Here is a 16,577-nt window from a genome sequence, read left to right as displayed (position 1 = left end):
GTCCGCATGGCGAGTTACTCCGATACTTTCACGGGGATACGGTCTGACGAGGTGAGCCCTGCGGCGTCACGTGCCGCGGGCGCAGTGTTGTTCAGCAGCGAGGCGGCCGTCGCGACGGCACCTGCCACATCGCCGTCGTGCGGGTACAGAAGCGTCCGCCCGACGGTGAGGCCCTGCACGCCGGGCAACGCCAGCGCGGCCTGCCACGACGCGAAGACTTCATCAGGGCTGCCGTCGGGGTCACCGCCGAGCAGCACGGTGGGCAGGGTGGTGGAGGCCATGACGCGTTCCATCCCGGCCACCACAGGCAGCTTCATCCAGGTGTAGGCGCTGGTGGAACCGAGGCCCTCGGCGATGCCGACAGACTTGATCACGGCATCGGCGCGGAGATCGTTGCGGACCTTGCCGTTGGCGTCGCGCACGGACAGGAACGGCTCCACCATGGCGATCAGCTTCCGCTCGGCCAGGGAATCGATCGCCTTCGCCGTAGCTTCCAAGGTAGCCACTGTGTCCGGATCGCCCAGGCAGATGCGGGTCAGCATCTTGCCGCCATCGGCACCGAGCGCCTCAAGGGCAGCGGCGGTGTGGCCCGTGAAACGGTCATCGAACTCATTCACCAAGCCGGCAAGGCCGCCGCGGTTCATGGAACCGAAGACGAGCTTGCCTTCGAGGGCGCCGAGCAGCAGCAGATCATCCATGATGTCCGGCGAGGCCAGGATGCCGTCAACGGCCGGGTTCGCCAAAGCGATCTGCAGACGGTCCAGAAGATCGCGGCGGTCGGCCATGGCCATCGGATCGCTGCCGACGGCGAGGGCGCCGCGGGCCGGGTGGTCGGCGGCAACAATGAAGTTCTGCACGCCGTGCTTCAGGCCGGAATGACGACGGCGGGTGGCAGCTGCGCGGGCTACGGCCTGCGGGTCCTCCAGCCGGATCCGGCTCAGGTGTTCGTAACGGCGGGGGTCATCGTTGAGGCTCAACGCACGGCTCCTTCTGCAAGTGCGGCGGATGCGCCGGGGATGGACCGGCCGCGTTCGGCCAGCAGCGAGGTGACCTCGTCCGGCGTCGGCATCGCATCCGCGCAAGAGAGGCGGGATGCGACGATCGCACCGGAAGCGTTTGCGTAGTCCAGAACCTCGGACAGAGGCCAGCCTGACAGCAAGCCGTGGCAGAAGGCTCCCCCGAAGGAGTCACCGGCGCCCAAGCCGTTGACCGTCTCCACCGGCACGGGTGCGGAAACCACGCGCTCGGTGCGGGTCTTGGCCATGACGCCTTCCGCGCCAAGCTTCACGACGGCGATCTCCACGCCGGCGGCCAGGAGGCGGTCCGCCTGCTCATCAGGAGTTCCCTCCCCTACGGCCACGGCGCATTCCTTGTCATTGCCGATCGCGACCGTCACGTGCGGGAGGATCTTGGCGACCTCGGCGCGGGCTTCCTCTTCGGATGCCCAGAACATTGGCCGGTAGTCGAGGTCCAGGATGGTGAACTGGCCCTCTTTCAGGCCGGTCCGGGGGCGTGCCTCGTGCGCCGCGATGTGGGCGCTGCGGGAGGGCTCCTGGCAGAGGCCGGTGACGGTGGACCAGAAGATCCCGGCGTCCCGGATTGCGTCCAGGTCCAGCTCTTGGGCCTTGATCTGCAGGTCCGGGGCCGTGGGGAACCGGCCGTAGAAGTACAGCGGGAATTCGTCGGTGGCCGGCTTGATGGCACAGAAGGTGGCAGGAGTCTGCCCGGCCGCCGGCGTGACAAAGGAATCGTCCACGCCGAACTTGCGCAGTTCGCGGTGCAGGAAGCTGCCGAACGGATCATCGCCGGTGCGGGTGATCACGCCGGTGCGGCGGCCGTGGCGGGCGGCAGCGACGGCCACGTTGGAGGGCGAACCTCCCAGGTACTTGCCGAAGGAGGTTACATCCTCCAGCCCGACTCCAATGTCGTTCGGGTAGATATCAACGCTGATGCGCCCGATTGTGAGCAGTTCGTGGGTCACGGTACTCGTTGACCTTTCTCTTGGAACTCTGAACCTTTGAGCGCTGGGCCCCAATGCCTTGCTACCCCTCAGTGAGCGGGGCCACATGACTACTTTGCACCAGATTTAATGTCCTGTCAAAGGTTTGTACTGACATATTTACAACGTGACACGGGACCCGATTATGTGGCCGGCACAGCCAACTCACCGGTGACATACTGGCTGCGGCCAAAGCCGAACGACCAGTCCCCTGCAGTGTTCTCCACATAGCCCACGAAGACGTCTTCACCAGCTATCCCCACCTCGCCCAAGCCCTTCGCAATCGCCGCAAAGAGGGCGCTCTTTGCATCTTGGCTGCGGCCGCCCTGGGTGAAGATCTGGATCATGACCACCCCGGAACTACGCTCAAAACCGAGACCCGCGTCCTGGGCGACGATCTGACCCTGCGGGTGCTCGGTGAGGATGTGGAAGTAGTCGCGCTCGGGGATTCCATATTCGGCCAGGATGGCGTCATGGACGGTGCGGCTGATGGTTGCCAACTCTTCGCGGGTGCGGCCTTCGTTGACGTCAATGCGTACCAAGGGCATGGAAGTGTCCTTTCCAGAAGTTTGTCCTGACATACTAACAAACATGTGGAACTTTGGGTACACCCCGGTGCCGGTCGTTCGCGGCGGTTCGCTTAAAGCACGACGGCGGCCCGCCACCTTTCGCTGGAAAGGTGACGGGCCGCCGTCGTGGGTCAGCCGTAAAGACTAGAGCGCTGCGTAAACCTCGCGCAGGAGGTTGGCGGTCTCGGACGGCGTCTTGCCGACCTTCACGCCTGCTGCTTCAAGGGCTTCCTTCTTTGCCTGTGCGGTTCCGGCGGAACCGGAGACGATGGCGCCTGCGTGGCCCATGGTCTTGCCTTCGGGAGCCGTGAAGCCTGCCACGTAGCCCACAACAGGCTTGGTGACGTTGGCCTTGATGAAGTCGGCTGCACGCTCTTCAGCGTCGCCACCGATTTCACCGATCATGACGATCGCCTTGGTCTCCGGGTCGGCTTCGAACGCAGCCAGGGCGTCGATGTGGGTGGTGCCGATGATCGGGTCACCGCCGATGCCGATCGCGGTGGAGAAACCGAGGTCGCGGAGTTCGTACATCATCTGGTAGGTCAAGGTACCGGACTTGGAAACCAGGCCGATGGGGCCCTTGCCGGTGATGTTGGCCGGGGTGATACCGACCAATGCCTCACCGGGGGTGATGATGCCGGGGCAGTTCGGTCCGATGATGCGGGTGATCTGCTTGCCGTCGGCGTCAACCTTGGACTGGGCGAGGGCCCAGAACTCGGCAGAATCCTGAACCGGAACGCCTTCGGTGATGACCACGACCAGGCCGATGCCGGCTTCGATGGCTTCAACAACGGCGTCCTTGGTGAATGCCGGCGGAACGAAGACGATGGACACGTCTGCGCCGGTTTCAGCCATGGCTTCCTTGACGGTGCCGAAGACGTTGATTTCCTTGTCGCCGTGCAGGACCGTGGTGCCGGCCTTGCGGGCGTTGACGCCGCCAACAATGTTGGTGCCGGCCTTGAGCATCAGTGCGGTGTGCTTGGTGCCTTCGCCGCCCGTGATGCCCTGAACGATGACCTTGGAGTCTTTGTTGAGGTAGATAGACATTCTCGCGTCCCTTTACTTAGCTGCGTTGGCGAGCTCGGCGGCCTTGTCGGCGCCCTCGTCCATGGTGGCGGCCAGGGTAACCAGCGGGTGGTTGGCCTCGGTCAGGATGCGGCGGCCCTCTTCGACGTTGTTGCCGTCGAGGCGAACAACCAGCGGCTTGTTCGCGGAAGAACCGAGCTCTGCCAGTGCGCCCACAATGCCCTTGGCGACTGCGTCACAAGCGGTGATGCCACCGAAGACGTTGACGAAGACGCTCTTGACCTGGGAGTCGCCCAAGATGACGTCAAGGCCGTTGGCCATGACCTCAGCGGAAGCTCCACCACCGATGTCAAGGAAGTTGGCGGGCTTCACGTTGCCGTGGTTCTCGCCGGCGTAAGCAACGACGTCGAGGGTGGACATCACAAGACCGGCACCATTGCCGATGATGCCGACTTCGCCGTCCAGCTTCACATAGTTGAGGTCCTGCGCCTTTGCCTTGGCCTCAAGCGGGTCAGCTGCTTCCTTGTCCTCCAGCTCAGCGTGGTGGACGTGGCGGAAATCTGCGTTCTCGTCCAGGGAGACCTTGCCGTCCAGGGCAACGATCTCGCCTGCACCCGTGCGGACCAAGGGGTTCACCTCGACCAGGGTGGCGTCTTCCTTCTTGAAGACGTCCCACAGCTTCAGGATCACATCGGAAACCTTGCCGCGGAGTTCTTCGGCAAAGCCTGCGGCTGCAACGATTTCGTCGGCCTTGGCCTGATCGATGCCGACTGCCGGATCAATGGCAACCTTGGCCAGGGCTTCGGGACGCTCGACGGCGAGCTGCTCGATTTCCATGCCGCCCTCAACCGAGCACATGGCCAGGTAGTTGCGGTTTGCACGGTCCAGGAGGACCGAGAAGTAGAATTCTTCGGCGATGTCGGCACCCTGGGCGATCATCACCTTGTTGACGGTGTGGCCCTTGATGTCCATGCCCAGGATGTTGGTTGCGTGCTCAAGCGCCTCATCGGCGGACTTGGCAACCTTCACGCCGCCAGCCTTGCCGCGGCCACCGACCTTAACCTGTGCCTTGACGACAGTAACGCCACCGATCTTCTCAGCAGCTGCCTTCGCTTCTTCAGGAGTGTGCGCCACGATGCCGGCGAGCACGGGTACACCGTGCGCTTCGAACATATCGCGCGCCTGATATTCAAACAGGTCCACGGTTTAGTGTCCTTCTACGTCGAAGTAGTTTCTGTCCAGCCGGAACCGCGATGACGCGAAGCCAGCTGCGGAAAGTACGCAGCGAAAATCCGAATCAACGTCCGGTCACATTGCGTAAGGTCCTCTCGGAACTTTAGCCCTTTGAGGAGTCCCGCCCCTCCCACACTACCGGTTAAGTGAGTAAGCTTACACTTCTATGGAACGTAGAAAATCCCCGTGATAACGGGGATTTTTGGCCCTCCGGAAGCCCCGGCGGTGTTCAGGAAAGTTTCTTGAGGCTCCCGCGGACCGTCTTGCCGCCGTCGGAAACCAGCTGGTAGCCCTCACGGCTGACGAAGAACGCCACCCCGCCGGAAACGTTTCCGCAGGCAACCCCGCTGTTGTAGGCCGAACAACGCAGGCCGTTGCGCTCAATGTTCTGCCCTTCGCTCAACTCCCGAAGCTGCGAGACGGGTCCGTCCTTGCTGCCTTTGGGCCCGAACTCCGCCTCCATCTGTGTTACGCCGGAGCGACACGAGCCGTACACGGCACTGTCCGGAGTCAACAAGACCGTGCCGCCGAGGTACCCCAGGCCGGTGCCGCCACAGTCATCGGCGACGTCATCCACCTCGGGCTTGGGGTACGCCGCCAGCTCGCAATGGACCACCGGAACCACGGCAAACTTGTTGTTGGCCGAGTCCGAGTAGCTGTTCGGCTCGTAGGGCACGTTGAGGTGGCCGCCCCTGGCCGACGTCATGGCACAGACGATGTTGCGGTCCGGCGTCACAAAGGCCGTGACGTCATTGCCTGCAGCCAGGGAGGTCTGCTCCGTGACCGGGACCTGCTTCAACTGCTCCAAGGGAGGCAAAGGCTCCGGCGGAACGTAGTTGGGATCCTTGGTGGAGAAGGAACACGCCGTGCTGCTCAGCAGGAGCAAGGCGGCAAGGATCCCCAATACAGTCCGTCGCATGCGACCAATTATGCCGTGGGTGTCACGCATCAAGCTTGGTCAGCGGCGCGTAACGCAGAAGCAGCCGCTTCTCGCCGACGTCGAACTTCACCTTCGCCACGGTCTTGTCCCCGGCGCCTTCGACGCCCAGCACCACGCCGTTGCCGAAGCTGGTGTGGTTGACCTTGTCCCCCACGGCCACGGAAATGACTTCCTTTTGCGGCTGCACTCGGGTGCGTGCGACGGCGGCCGGAACGTCGGCGTCGAAACCCGCCGTTGGGCTGGCGGAAGCGCCGCGCGAGCCTCCCGCACCCCAGAAAGACCCGCCGTATTGCTTGGACCCGATGGGCGCGTTGCCCCACCCTCCCACCTGGCGGCTGGTTCCTTCACGCTTCCAGTCCACCAACTCCGAAGGAATTTCCTGCAGGAACTGGCTGGCCGGGTTGTACTGGCTCTGGCCCCACATGCTGCGGACCTCGGAGCGGGTGACATACAGCCGCTGACGGGCACGCGTGAGGCCTACGTAAGCCAAGCGGCGTTCCTCGGCGAGTTCCTTCGGGTCCGTGGCCGAGCGCTGGTGCGGGAAGATTCCGTGCTCCATGCCGGTCAGGAACACCACGGGGAACTCCAGGCCCTTTGCAGTGTGCAGCGTCATGAGCGTGACAACGCCCAAGCGTTTCGCCTCGGCAACAGCGGCATCGATGTCGGCGCCGGGGGCGTCCGGGATCTGGTCGGCGTCGGCAACAAGTGAAACCTGTTCCAGGAACTCACCCAGCGTCCCTTCCGGGTTGTCCCGTTCGTATTCCCGGACAACCGCAACAAGTTCGGCGAGGTTCTCTACGCGGGACTCGTCCTGGGGATCGTTGCTGGCACGGAGTCCCGCAAGATAGCCGGTTTGTTCAAGGACGGCTTCCAACGCAGCCGACGCTCCCGAACCCGTAGCAACCTCGGCGAGGTCATCCAGGAGTTTCACGAAGCCCAACACTGCGTTCACCGAACGCGTGGCCATTCCCGGTGCCTGGTCCGCCCGGCGGGCAGCGTCCATAAAGGAAGTCCGGTCACGCTCTGCGAGGGCGGCAATGGCACCCTCCGCGCGGTCTCCGATCCCGCGCTTGGGTTCGTTCAACACGCGGCGCAAGTTGACGTCGTCGTCCGGGTTCACCAGAACACGCAAGTAAGCCAGGGCGTCCTTGATTTCCTTGCGTTCGTAGAACCGGGTGCCGCCCACAACCTTGTACGGTAAGCCCACGCGAACCAACACATCTTCGATGGACCGGGACTGCGCGTTGGTGCGGTAGAAGATGGCCACATCGCCCGGACGCAGCCCTTCCTCGTCCTGCAGCCGGTCGATCTCCTTGGCGATGAACTGGGCTTCGTCGTGTTCGTTTTCACCGACGTAGCCAATGATTTTCTCGCCGTCGCCCTCGGCCGTCCACAGCCGCTTTTCCTGCCGGTTGGGGTTCCGGGAGATCACCGCGTTGGCTGCGCTGAGGATGTTCTGGGTGGAGCGGTAGTTCTGCTCCAGCTTGATGGTCCGCGCATTCGGGTAATCGTGTTCGAACTCCACGATGTTGCGGATGTCCGCGCCACGGAAGGCATAGATGGATTGGTCGGAATCGCCCACCACCGTCAGTTCACTGGGGGCCACATCCGTGTCAGTGCCCAGACCCACGATCTCCCGCACCAAGGCGTACTGGGCGTGGTTGGTGTCCTGGTATTCATCCACCAGGACGTGCCGGAAGCGCCGCCTGTACGACTCCGCGAGCGCCGGGAATGCCCGGAACATGTAAACGGTCTGGGCAATAAGGTCATCGAAGTCCATGGCGTTTGCCTGCCGCAAACGTTGCGTGTAGCCCTTGAAGACCTCGGCGACCGCAGTTTCGAAAGGATCGTTGTAGTTGGCCGAGGACGCGAAGGAATCATCGTCCACCAGCTCGTTCTTCAACGCCGAAAGCTTGTGCTGGATTGCCTTGGGCGGGAACTTCTTGGGATCCAGGTCCAGGTTCTTGGCCACGAGCGTGATGAGCCGCAGGGAGTCCGCGGAATCGTAGATAGAGAAGTTGGAGTGCAGCCCGACGTTGGCCGCCTCACGCCGCAAAATGCGGACACAGGAGGAGTGGAAGGTGGAAATCCACATGGCCTTGGCCCGGCCGCCCACCAAGGCTTCGATACGTTCGCGCATCTCCGCGGCGGCCTTGTTGGTGAAGGTGATAGCCAGGATCTCGCCATGATGCGCCCGCTTGGTGGCGATCAAGTAGGCAATGCGGTTGCTGAGGACGCGGGTCTTGCCGGAGCCGGCACCTGCCACGATCAGCAGGGGGCTGCCGGCATGCCTCACGGCTTCTTCCTGCTGCGGGTTCAACCCCTGGAGAAGCGCATCGGCGGTCGGCATCCCGCCGTCGTGATGACCCCAGCCGCCCGAGCCGGGGGCCTCCCCCGGGCCGCTGTTGTCCGTTCCCACCCGGGCGCCTCCCGCACCACCACCGGGGCGGGAAAGCTCCGGCGCAGCCTTGACTGCGGCCCGGGGGCCTGCGTTGAAGGGTCCGTCTGCGTAGGGGTCAAACAACATATCCATGGTGCCTACCAGTCTAGGCGGTGGGTCTGACACTCCTTGGCCCGGGCCCGGTCCGTGGACGGGACCGGGCCACTGAAAGCCAGGCGAACTAAGCGAACTGCGGCACTGAAGTAAGAGCCGCGCTCAACTCCCTGACCGCCGTCGAGCCTCCCGCCACGAACCAATTCAGCCCGTTGACCTGCACCACCGCGGTGTCCCCGCCGGCAGCCCGGACAATCGCCTTGCCCGGAAGCCAGTCCCATTCGGGGCAGCTGTGTTGGAACCAGCACCCGAGTTCACCGTCGGCGACGCGGCCAAGGTCACAGGATCCTGAACCGAACATCCGCAGGGATGCTGCGGTGATGGCGGCTGCATGCCACGGCATGGCGGTCCGGGGGTCGGCGAGCCAGGTCGGATGGATGTACGTCGCCGCGCACAGTTGGCTCACTGAGGTATCACCCGAACCGGAGATCGCTTCGCCGTTAAGGGTTGCTGCGCGTTCTTCGCCGCCGAGCCAGAGCTTGTCCGTTTCGGGCTGGTAGATGGCGCCGAGGATCACGGAAGGATCCGCCACGGCATTGCCCCCGTGGTCCGAATCGTTCCGTTTGAGGGCTATGGCGGAGCACCAGTAAGTGGAGCCGTGCAGGAAGTTGTACGTGCCATCCACGGGATCGATCACCCACGTCCGGCCACTGGTCCCGGCTACCGATGCGCCCTCCTCGCCAAGGATTCCGTCATCCGGCCGGCAGCGGCGCAACTGTTCCAGCACGTAGGCTTCAGCGGCCCGGTCGGCTGCCGTGACGACGTCGGACACCGAAGTCTTGCGTTCGCCCTGCAGGCCGCCCATCCGCATCAGGAGCGCGAGCTGGCCTGCCTCGCGGACCAAAGCGCTGGCCAGTTGGTAATCGTCGAGGGATGGATCGAGTTCAGTTGCTGTGTGCCTGCCGATGGTCATGGTTCCAGCTTATGTGGCGGGATAATGAATCACATGGCCAAGACCCCAGCGCAGCGCATCAAGAAACACGGAGCAAAGGCAGTGGTTCCGGAACACTCGTTGCCGCCCGTCATTAATCCCACCACCGCCCGGACTCCCCAGAAGGCGCAGAGCAACTCGAAACTGATTGTCATCGCCGGCGTGGTGGCCAGCCTTTTCCTGTTCTGGTACCTGCACCTGCTCACCCTGAACCAGATGACCCAGTTGTCCGGTGGCCTGGCCATGCCCGACTCGCTCATCGGCGGCTTCTCGCAGGACTACATCGCCCAACTGCACGCGGCCATGGACGAGGACGCCCGCGGACAGTTGAACTACGTGCATAAGACCGCCGGGACCCTGTTTCCGCTGATTTTCGGTTTCAGCTGGCTCTTGCTCATCGGCACCAACGTTGCCCGCAAAGCATGGCGGTGGGCCATGTGGGCGGCTCCCCTGCTTTTTGCCGTGGCGCACTTGTGGTCGAACGTCGCCATCGATTCGGTATTGGCCGCGGAAGCGCCCGACGCCGGTTCGGTGGCCGTGGCGTCGGCGGTCACAGTTGCGTCGTGGGTGCTGTTCCTTCTCAGCTTGCTGTGTGGTGTGGCTGCGGTGTTCCTTGGGCGGAAGGATTCTGCTGCCGCTGCCGAAAGGCCGGACGCCACTAAAGGGCCGAAGGTTACCGGAGGGGCGGGCGCTACTGGAGGGCCGGACGCCCCAAAGTCCTGACTGCCCTGCGTTCCTTGGTGACACGGCGGGCCACCACCAGGCCCACCAATGACAAGCCCAGGATGATGGGGTACGCCATGGTGCGTTCGATTGCGCCGGCCTCTTCCACCCGCAACTGGACTGCCAGGACGTAGATCGTGGTTCCAAGGGACACCACTCCGAATAACAGGACCATCCAAGATATCTGCGTGTGCCCCCGCCACACCAGGCCCAGGACCACCAGGGCCAGCGGTCCGGCAATGAAGTACATGCCGGCGCCGGTCAGATGCAGCGCAAGGTCCGTGTCCTCAGGAACCAGGCCCACCATGGCCTGTCCGATCCCGGCAACGAGGACCAATGCACGCACCGCCCACGCCGCGATCCAAGGAAAAGCCTCGGCGGACCTGCCTGCCATGGCTGGCGTGATGGCTCGCTGCCCGTGCTCCGCTGCCACGGACAATACGGCCGAACTCAGCAACACTGCTCCCAGCACCATGGCCACTCCTTGAAGCACGAACGAGGCGTTCATCAGCCAATTCAGGGGCGAACAGACCTCGTAGCCGTTGAACGGGCCGCAGTGTGCTGCCCCTAGGTCGCTGATGACGTGTTCGCGCCGGTCGTAGCCAGGGTTGCCACGCCACGCAGCCATCGCAATCGCTTCCACCACGAAGTAATGGATGAGCGTGATCGCCGCCCAACCTCCAACAAGCTCGCGTCGCCCTGCGAGGTCCGGCAAAAGCCCCCGTTCACCGCCCCGCGGACCAGCCGCCGTCGTCATAGCGCCAAGGATAGACCCGGGCCGTGCACGACGCAGCCCTTGTGAGCATGGTTCACGCCCGTTTCTGGACCTGTGCCGCTGCCGTTCCCGCCCGGCGCGCCCGTTCCGGACCTGTGGCGCTGCTGTCCCCACCCGACGCCCCTATTCGTACGGGCGCGCACGGCGGAAAAGGGTGCGCCCCACCCGGAGGCACCCGTTCCGGACCTGTGCCGCTACCGTTCCCGCCCGGCCCGCCCCAACCGGACCTGCGAGCACCCCTACCGGGCCTGCAGGGCACGGAAACGCCGCTCCCGATGCACGCGTTGCGCGATCACCAGGCCCGCCGCAGCCAACCCGACGGTCACCGGGTACGCCATGAACCGCTCCAGCAAACCCGGCTGGGGCACATCCATGGCAGTCACTCCGCCAACAACCAGGGCCCCGACGCACACAACACCGCAAGCGGCAAGGAACCAGCTCACCGGCGTTTGCTTCACCCAGAGGAAGCCAAGCAGCAGCAACGCAAACCCGCCGCCGATGAAGAACATGAGCGCGCCGGCCAGATGCCAGGGCGAGCCGTAGTCCTCGGGAACCAGGCCCACGATGATCGTCCCCACGCCGGCAACACCCGTAAGGATCCGGATAGCCACGGCAAGGATCCACGGCTTGGCCAACACCCGCACGGAATTGGTGTGGAAGCGCCGGGCAGGAACCCCCGGTCGGGCGGCAACGCACAGCAGGCCCGCCGTTAGGAACAACGCACCCAACACCAAGGCCAGCCCCTGCACAACAAAGGACACGTTCATGAGGAGATGCAGGGGTGAACAAACGTCGCGGTCCTCGTAGACCCCGCAGGACACGGCACCGAGGTCGCTGATGAATCCGGTGGCACGGCTGTAGGGCTCCGGGCCCGCCCACGCCTCGATCACAGCGGCCTCTGCCACGAAGTACTGGACAACACTCAGTTGCGCCCAGCCACCGATCCCTGCCCGGATGCTCCGAACGTTCGGAAGGAAAGTTCCGGCCACTTCCGGCGCAGTCGCTTGTCCTTTCATGTCCGCCAGCCTAGCGGTGTTCGGGCACTGCCCCGGCAGCTTGTATGCTTGTAGTCGTGTCCGGGCCTTGGACCCCTCCGCGGAGGAATCCAGGACCAGGAAACATGCCCTCGTAGCTCAGTGGATAGAGCACGGCTCTCCTAAAGCCGGTGTCGTTGGTTCGATTCCAATCGAGGGCACTTGAAGGACCATCAGCCGCCGGAGGACTTGCTGGCCTACCTGGCCGGCGAATGGTCCGTGGAACGAACCCTTCTGGACCGCGCCACCGGCACCCGCGGAACCTTTACCGGCGTCGTGCGTTACATCAGGAACCCCGACGGCGGACTGGACTACCGCGAAGACGGAACCATGCACTGGCCCACGCACACAGGCCCCGCTTTCCGTGAGTATGTCCTGAAACCCGGCGCCGACCGGCGCACCCTGGACGTGTTCTTCCCTGATGGCCGTCCTTTCCATGTGATGAGCTTCTCCGGCCTGGCCACGGACAAGCACTGGTGCGACCCCGACGACTATCACGTCCGCTATTCCTGGCAAGGACCGGATTCCTTCAGCTTCACGTGGGACGTCCACGGCCCGGCCAAGGACCTGCTGCTGGAATCGCACTTGGAGAGAGCGCAATGAACGTGATCGTGGTCAGTGCCGTCTGTGTCTACAACCGGGCCGGCCAACTCCTGACCGTTCGCAAGCGCGGCACCGGGAAATTCATGCACCCCGGCGGGAAGCCCGAGGCCGGCGAGAACGCCGCGGAGGCGGCGTCGCGGGAGCTGCTGGAGGAAGTCGGCATCGATGTGGCGCCCGCGGACCTCGAGCCATTGGGCGTTTGGCATGCCGTGGCCGCCAATGAGGAAGCCACCACCATCGAGGCCACGGTCTTCACGGCGCCTGGCATCTGGGAGGCGCACCCGTCGGCGGAGATCGCTGAGATCCGTTGGCTCGATGTGACGGAGCCTTGGCCGGAGGACCTCGCACCGCTGCTCACGGACCACGTCCTCCCTGCCCTCGAATCCCCGAAGTAACTGGCAATAGGGGTTGTTCTGAGGGCTCAGAGCAACCCCTAATGCCAGTCAGTTGGGCTAGAACTCGCGGGCCACGGCCGTAGCTTCGGCGAACTGCGTCCGGTAGAGCTCCGCATAGCGTCCGTCCGCCGCAAGCAACTCCGTGTGCGTGCCCCGCTCCACAATCCGGCCGTCCTCAACCACCAGGATCGCATCCGCGGCGCGGATGGTGGACAAGCGATGGGCAATCACGACGGCGGTGCGCCCCTCGAGCGCTTCTCCCAAGGCCGCTTGCACGGCGGCTTCATTGGTGGAGTCGAGTGCGGCTGTTGCCTCGTCGAGGATGACGACGCGCGGCTGCTTGATCAGGAGCCGGGCGATGGTGAGGCGTTGCCTTTCGCCACCGGAGAGCCGGTACCCGCGCTCCCCCACCACAGTTTCCAGGCCATCGGGAAGGGAACGGATCATGCCTTCCAGGCGCGCCCGGCGAAGCACGTCCCACATGTCCTCTTCCGTGGCGTCCGGCCGTGCCAGACGGAGGTTGGAAGCAATGGTTTCGTGGAACAAGTGGCCGTCCTGCGTGACCATTCCCAAGGTGTCCCGCAGCGAATCGAAGCGCACATCGCGCACGTCCACGCCGTCCCGGGCTTCTGTGCCGCCAAGCCGTACTGCACCGGAGTCGACGTCGTAGAGGCGGGAGAGCAGCTGGGCGATGGTTGACTTGCCGGCGCCTGACGATCCCACCAGCGCCACCGTCTCCCCGGGCTCGACGCGGAAGCTGATGCCGTGAAGGACTTCTTCCCCGCCGCGGGTATCGAGGGTGGCCACGTCCTCAAGGGAGGCCAGGGAGACCTTTTCCGCGGAGGGGTAGGCGAAGCGGACGTCGTCGAACTCAATGGCCACGGGTCCCGGCGGAACGGTGACGGCGTCGGGCTTTTCCGTGATGAGCGGCTTCAAGTCCAGGATTTCAAACACGCGCTCAAAGCTGACCAACGCACTCATGATCTCCACGCGGGCATTGGACAGCGAGGTGAGCGGTGCGTAGAGGCGGGTCAGCAACAGGGCGAGGACCACGACGTCGCCCGCCGCCAACTGGCCGCCGATGGCCAACCAACCGCCCAGCCCGTAAACCAGTGCCAAAGCGAGGGCGGACACCAGGGTCAGCGCCGTGACGAAGGTGAACTGCAGCATCGCTGTGCGGATGCCGATGTCCCGCACGCGGCCGGCACGGGCAGCGAACTCGCGTGATTCCTCATCCGGGCGTCCGAAAAGCTTTACCAACGTAGCGCCGGGGGCTGAGAACCGCTCGGTCATCTGGGTGCCCATGGCCGCGTTGTGGGCAGCAGCCTCGCGCCGGAGATCGGCCAGCCTGGAGCCCATGCGCCGGGCGGGAATGAGGAAGATCGGCAACAGGATCATGGCAAGCACGGTGACCAGCCACGAGGTGTTGAGCATGACCGCGAGCGTCAGGACAAGCGCCACCACGTTGCTGACGACGCCGGACAGCGTGCCGGCGAACGCGGACTGTGCGCCGATCACGTCATTGTTGAGGCGGCTCACCAGCGCGCCGGTGCGGGTCCGGGTGAAGAACGCGATGGGCATTCGCTGGACATGGTCGAACACGCGGGTGCGAAGGTCCACGATGACGCCCTCGCCGATGGTGGAGGACAACCAGCGGGTCACGAGCCCAACGCCCGCTTCACCCACTGCAACCAGGGCGATCAGGACAGCAAGCCAGATCACCGTGCCGGCGCCGGCGTTGCCGATGATGGCGTCCACTACTTGCCCGGCGAGGACAGGTGTGGCGACGGCCAGCACGGCGCCCGCGATCGAGGCAAGGACGAACCCGATGAGCTTGCCCTTGTGCGGCGCGGCGAAGGCCATGACCCGTTTCAGGGTTTCCTTCGAGAACGGCTGCGAGCCGCTTTGGGCGCGGGTCAGTTTATGCAGCGAGCTCCAGGCAACGCCATCCATGCTCATGGTTACTTCTCCTGGCCTGGTGTGTGGTGCAGCTCCTGGACGCGGCCGTTATCCAGGTGCCATCGGGAGTCGAGCCGGACGTTCTCCAGCAAGCGTCGGTCGTGCGTGACCAGCAGCAAAGCGCCATCGTAACTCTCCAACGCTTCCTCAAGCTGTTCGATCGCGGGCAGGTCGAGGTGGTTGGTGGGCTCGTCGAGCACCAACAGGTTCACGCCGCGGGCCTGCAGCAGGGCCAGTCCCGCGCGCGTCCGCTCTCCCGGAGACAGGGAGTCGACAGTGCGGGACGTGTGGTCCGCCTTGAGGCCGAACTTGGCAAGGAGCGTTCGGACGTCGGCGCTGTTCCAGTCCACGAGCACCGCTTCAACAGCGTCGCCCAGCTTCTTGTCGCCGTCGAGCAGCCCGCGGGCCTGGTCAATCTCGCCCACCGCGACGGAGGCACCCATGGAAGCATCGCCGTCGTCGGGAACGCGCGTCCCCAGCAGCAACCGCAGCAGCGTGGACTTGCCGGCCCCGTTGGGGCCTGTGATGCCGATCCGTTCGCCGCCGTTGAGTTGCAGGTTCACCGGCCCCAGCGTGAAGTCGCCCTGACGTACGACGGCGTCCCGCAAGGTGGCCACGACGGCGCTGGAACGCGGCGCCTGGCCAATGCTGAACTGCAATTGCCACTCCTTGCGCGGCTCTTCCACTTCCGTGAGCCGGGCAATCCGCGACTCCATCTGGCGGACTTTCTGCGCCTGCTTCTCCGAGGATTCCGTACTGGCTGCCCTGCGGATCTTGTCGTTGTCCGGGTTCTTCTTCATCGCGTTCCGGACGCCTTGGGAGCTCCACTCACGCTGCGTGCGTGCCCGCGCCACGAGGTCTGCCTTGGTGGAGGCGTACTCCTCATACCGTTCCCGGGCATGGCGCTTGGCAATGGCCCGTTCTTCCAGGAAAGCCTCGTATCCCCCGTCGTAAACGGACACGGAGTTCTGCGCGAGGTCCAGCTCCACGATTGTGGTGACACAGCGGGCCAGGAACTCGCGGTCATGGGACACCAGCACGACGCCGCCACGCAGGCCCTGGACGAACGCCTCCAGCCGGGCGAGTCCGTCAAGGTCGAGGTCATTCGTGGGTTCGTCCAACAGGACGACGTCGAAGCGGCTCAGCAAGAGGGCGGCGAGCGCAACGCGTGCAGCCTGCCCTCCGGAGAGTCCCGTCATGACGGCCTCGGAGCCCACTTCCAGGCCGAGGTCCGCAAGGACGGCAGGGATTCTTTCTTCAAGGTCGGCAGCGCCGGATGCCATCCAACGGTCGAAGGCAACCGAGTAGGCATCATCGGCACCGGTCGCCCCGGAACCCAGAGCCTCGGCCGTGGTTTCCATGTCCGCTGTTGCCCGCGCACAACCGGTCCGGCGGGCGATGTAGGCGGCGATCGTTTCGCCTTCGGTGCGCTCGTGTTCCTGCGGCAACCAGCCCACAAAAGCGTCAGCCGGGGCAAGGCTGACCTTGCCGCCCTGGGGCTGGTCCACTCCGGACAGGAGGCGCAGCAGCGTGGACTTTCCGGCACCGTTGGCGCCCACCACGCCCACGACGTCGCCGGGAGCAACGGTGAGTGACAGCTTGGAAAAGAGCGTGCGGTGGCCGTGGCCGCCGGACAGGTCCTTGGCAACCAACGTTGCAGTCATTCGCTAAATCCTCTCGCGGCCTGCCGTCGGTGGGCAGGCATGGAAAAACCCGCCGGTCCGGACTTGGGGGGTGTACGGACCAGCGGGTTCAAGAAACAAGCATAATTCAATGTGGTGTCCGCGTAAAATCGATTCGTACTCCCACTTCCGGCAATCTTCAGTGCATGGCTGG

Annotated in this window: 15 protein-coding genes and 1 tRNA gene; 4 read left to right on the top strand and 12 right to left on the bottom strand. The window is 64.5% G+C overall.

The features are described 5' to 3' along the window. Positions 1-14: 14 nt before the first annotated feature. From AUR_RS15140 to AUR_RS15105, 8 genes are all read right to left on the bottom strand, one after another. Positions 15-977: a Cgl0159 family (beta/alpha)8-fold protein gene (locus tag AUR_RS15140; RefSeq protein ID WP_062095436.1), complete on the bottom strand. Its 963-nt coding sequence runs from the start codon at positions 975-977 to the stop codon at positions 15-17. Continuing rightward, positions 974-1,981 carry a 5-dehydro-2-deoxygluconokinase gene (gene iolC / locus AUR_RS15135; protein ID WP_062095435.1) on the bottom strand — a complete coding sequence of 336 codons (1,008 nt, stop codon included), beginning with the start codon at positions 1,979-1,981 and terminating at the stop codon, positions 974-976. The genes AUR_RS15140 and iolC overlap by 4 nt, the downstream gene beginning before the upstream one ends. Before the next feature lie 161 nt (positions 1,982-2,142). Next, complete coding sequence (locus AUR_RS15130) at positions 2,143-2,547, bottom strand: tautomerase family protein (protein WP_062095433.1); 405 nt, start codon at positions 2,545-2,547, stop codon at positions 2,143-2,145. A 165-nt stretch (positions 2,548-2,712) separates the two neighbouring features. Further along, positions 2,713-3,615: a succinate--CoA ligase subunit alpha gene (sucD, locus tag AUR_RS15125; protein WP_021473630.1), complete on the bottom strand. Its 903-nt coding sequence runs from the start codon at positions 3,613-3,615 to the stop codon at positions 2,713-2,715. A 12-nt stretch (positions 3,616-3,627) separates the two neighbouring features. Then, complete coding sequence (sucC, locus tag AUR_RS15120; protein ID WP_021473631.1) at positions 3,628-4,797, bottom strand: ADP-forming succinate--CoA ligase subunit beta; 1,170 nt, start codon at positions 4,795-4,797, stop codon at positions 3,628-3,630. Positions 4,798-5,056: 259 nt separating this feature from the next. Continuing rightward, positions 5,057-5,746 (bottom strand): hypothetical protein, encoded by a 690-nt coding sequence (locus AUR_RS15115; protein WP_082694428.1) that lies wholly within the window; start codon positions 5,744-5,746, stop codon positions 5,057-5,059. A 22-nt stretch (positions 5,747-5,768) separates the two neighbouring features. Beyond that, positions 5,769-8,300 (bottom strand): DNA helicase PcrA, encoded by a 2,532-nt coding sequence (pcrA, locus tag AUR_RS15110; RefSeq protein WP_062095429.1) that lies wholly within the window; start codon positions 8,298-8,300, stop codon positions 5,769-5,771. A gap of 88 nt (positions 8,301-8,388) precedes the next feature. Continuing rightward, complete coding sequence (locus AUR_RS15105; RefSeq protein WP_021473634.1) at positions 8,389-9,234, bottom strand: inositol monophosphatase family protein; 846 nt, start codon at positions 9,232-9,234, stop codon at positions 8,389-8,391. 33 nt (positions 9,235-9,267) lie between these two features. Here AUR_RS15105 and AUR_RS15100 point away from each other — a divergent pair, with 33 nt between their 5' ends. Beyond that, complete coding sequence (locus tag AUR_RS15100) at positions 9,268-9,975, top strand: hypothetical protein (protein WP_021473635.1); 708 nt, start codon at positions 9,268-9,270, stop codon at positions 9,973-9,975. On the opposite strand, the gene AUR_RS15095 is transcribed toward AUR_RS15100, so the two are convergent. Beyond that, positions 9,944-10,732 (bottom strand): DUF998 domain-containing protein, encoded by a 789-nt coding sequence (locus AUR_RS15095; protein ID WP_062095427.1) that lies wholly within the window; start codon positions 10,730-10,732, stop codon positions 9,944-9,946. The two genes, AUR_RS15100 and AUR_RS15095, sit on opposite strands and share 32 nt — an antisense overlap. A gap of 257 nt (positions 10,733-10,989) precedes the next feature. Then, the gene (locus AUR_RS15090) at positions 10,990-11,766 is read right to left on the bottom strand and encodes a DUF998 domain-containing protein (RefSeq protein ID WP_021473637.1); all 777 of its coding nucleotides are present in this window, start codon (positions 11,764-11,766) and stop codon (positions 10,990-10,992) included. 106 nt (positions 11,767-11,872) lie between these two features. Here AUR_RS15090 and AUR_RS15085 point away from each other — a divergent pair. From AUR_RS15085 to AUR_RS15075, 3 genes are all read left to right on the top strand, one after another. Continuing rightward, positions 11,873-11,945, top strand: a tRNA-Arg gene (locus AUR_RS15085). A gap of 1 nt (position 11,946) precedes the next feature. After that, positions 11,947-12,387 (top strand): DUF6314 family protein, encoded by a 441-nt coding sequence (locus tag AUR_RS15080; protein WP_062095424.1) that lies wholly within the window; start codon positions 11,947-11,949, stop codon positions 12,385-12,387. Beyond that, a complete protein-coding gene (locus tag AUR_RS15075) occupies positions 12,384-12,782 on the top strand; it encodes an NUDIX hydrolase (RefSeq protein ID WP_021473639.1) in 399 nt (132 codons plus the stop codon). The genes AUR_RS15080 and AUR_RS15075 overlap by 4 nt, the downstream gene beginning before the upstream one ends. 57 nt (positions 12,783-12,839) lie before the next feature. Here the strand turns inward: AUR_RS15075 and AUR_RS15070 are convergent, their stop codons facing one another. Both AUR_RS15070 and AUR_RS15065 read right to left on the bottom strand, forming a co-directional pair. Next, a complete protein-coding gene (locus AUR_RS15070) occupies positions 12,840-14,741 on the bottom strand; it encodes an ABC transporter ATP-binding protein (RefSeq protein WP_062095423.1) in 1,902 nt (633 codons plus the stop codon). A gap of 2 nt (positions 14,742-14,743) precedes the next feature. Further along, positions 14,744-16,405 (bottom strand): ABC-F family ATP-binding cassette domain-containing protein, encoded by a 1,662-nt coding sequence (locus AUR_RS15065; protein WP_062095421.1) that lies wholly within the window; start codon positions 16,403-16,405, stop codon positions 14,744-14,746. Positions 16,406-16,577 lie beyond the last annotated feature (172 nt).

The organism is Paenarthrobacter ureafaciens (genome assembly GCF_004028095.1).
Taxonomy (GTDB): Bacteria; Actinomycetota; Actinomycetes; order Actinomycetales; family Micrococcaceae; genus Arthrobacter; species Arthrobacter ureafaciens.
The sequence above is the reverse complement of the archived record's forward strand: the minus strand, read 5'-3'. Positions and strand labels throughout refer to the sequence as shown.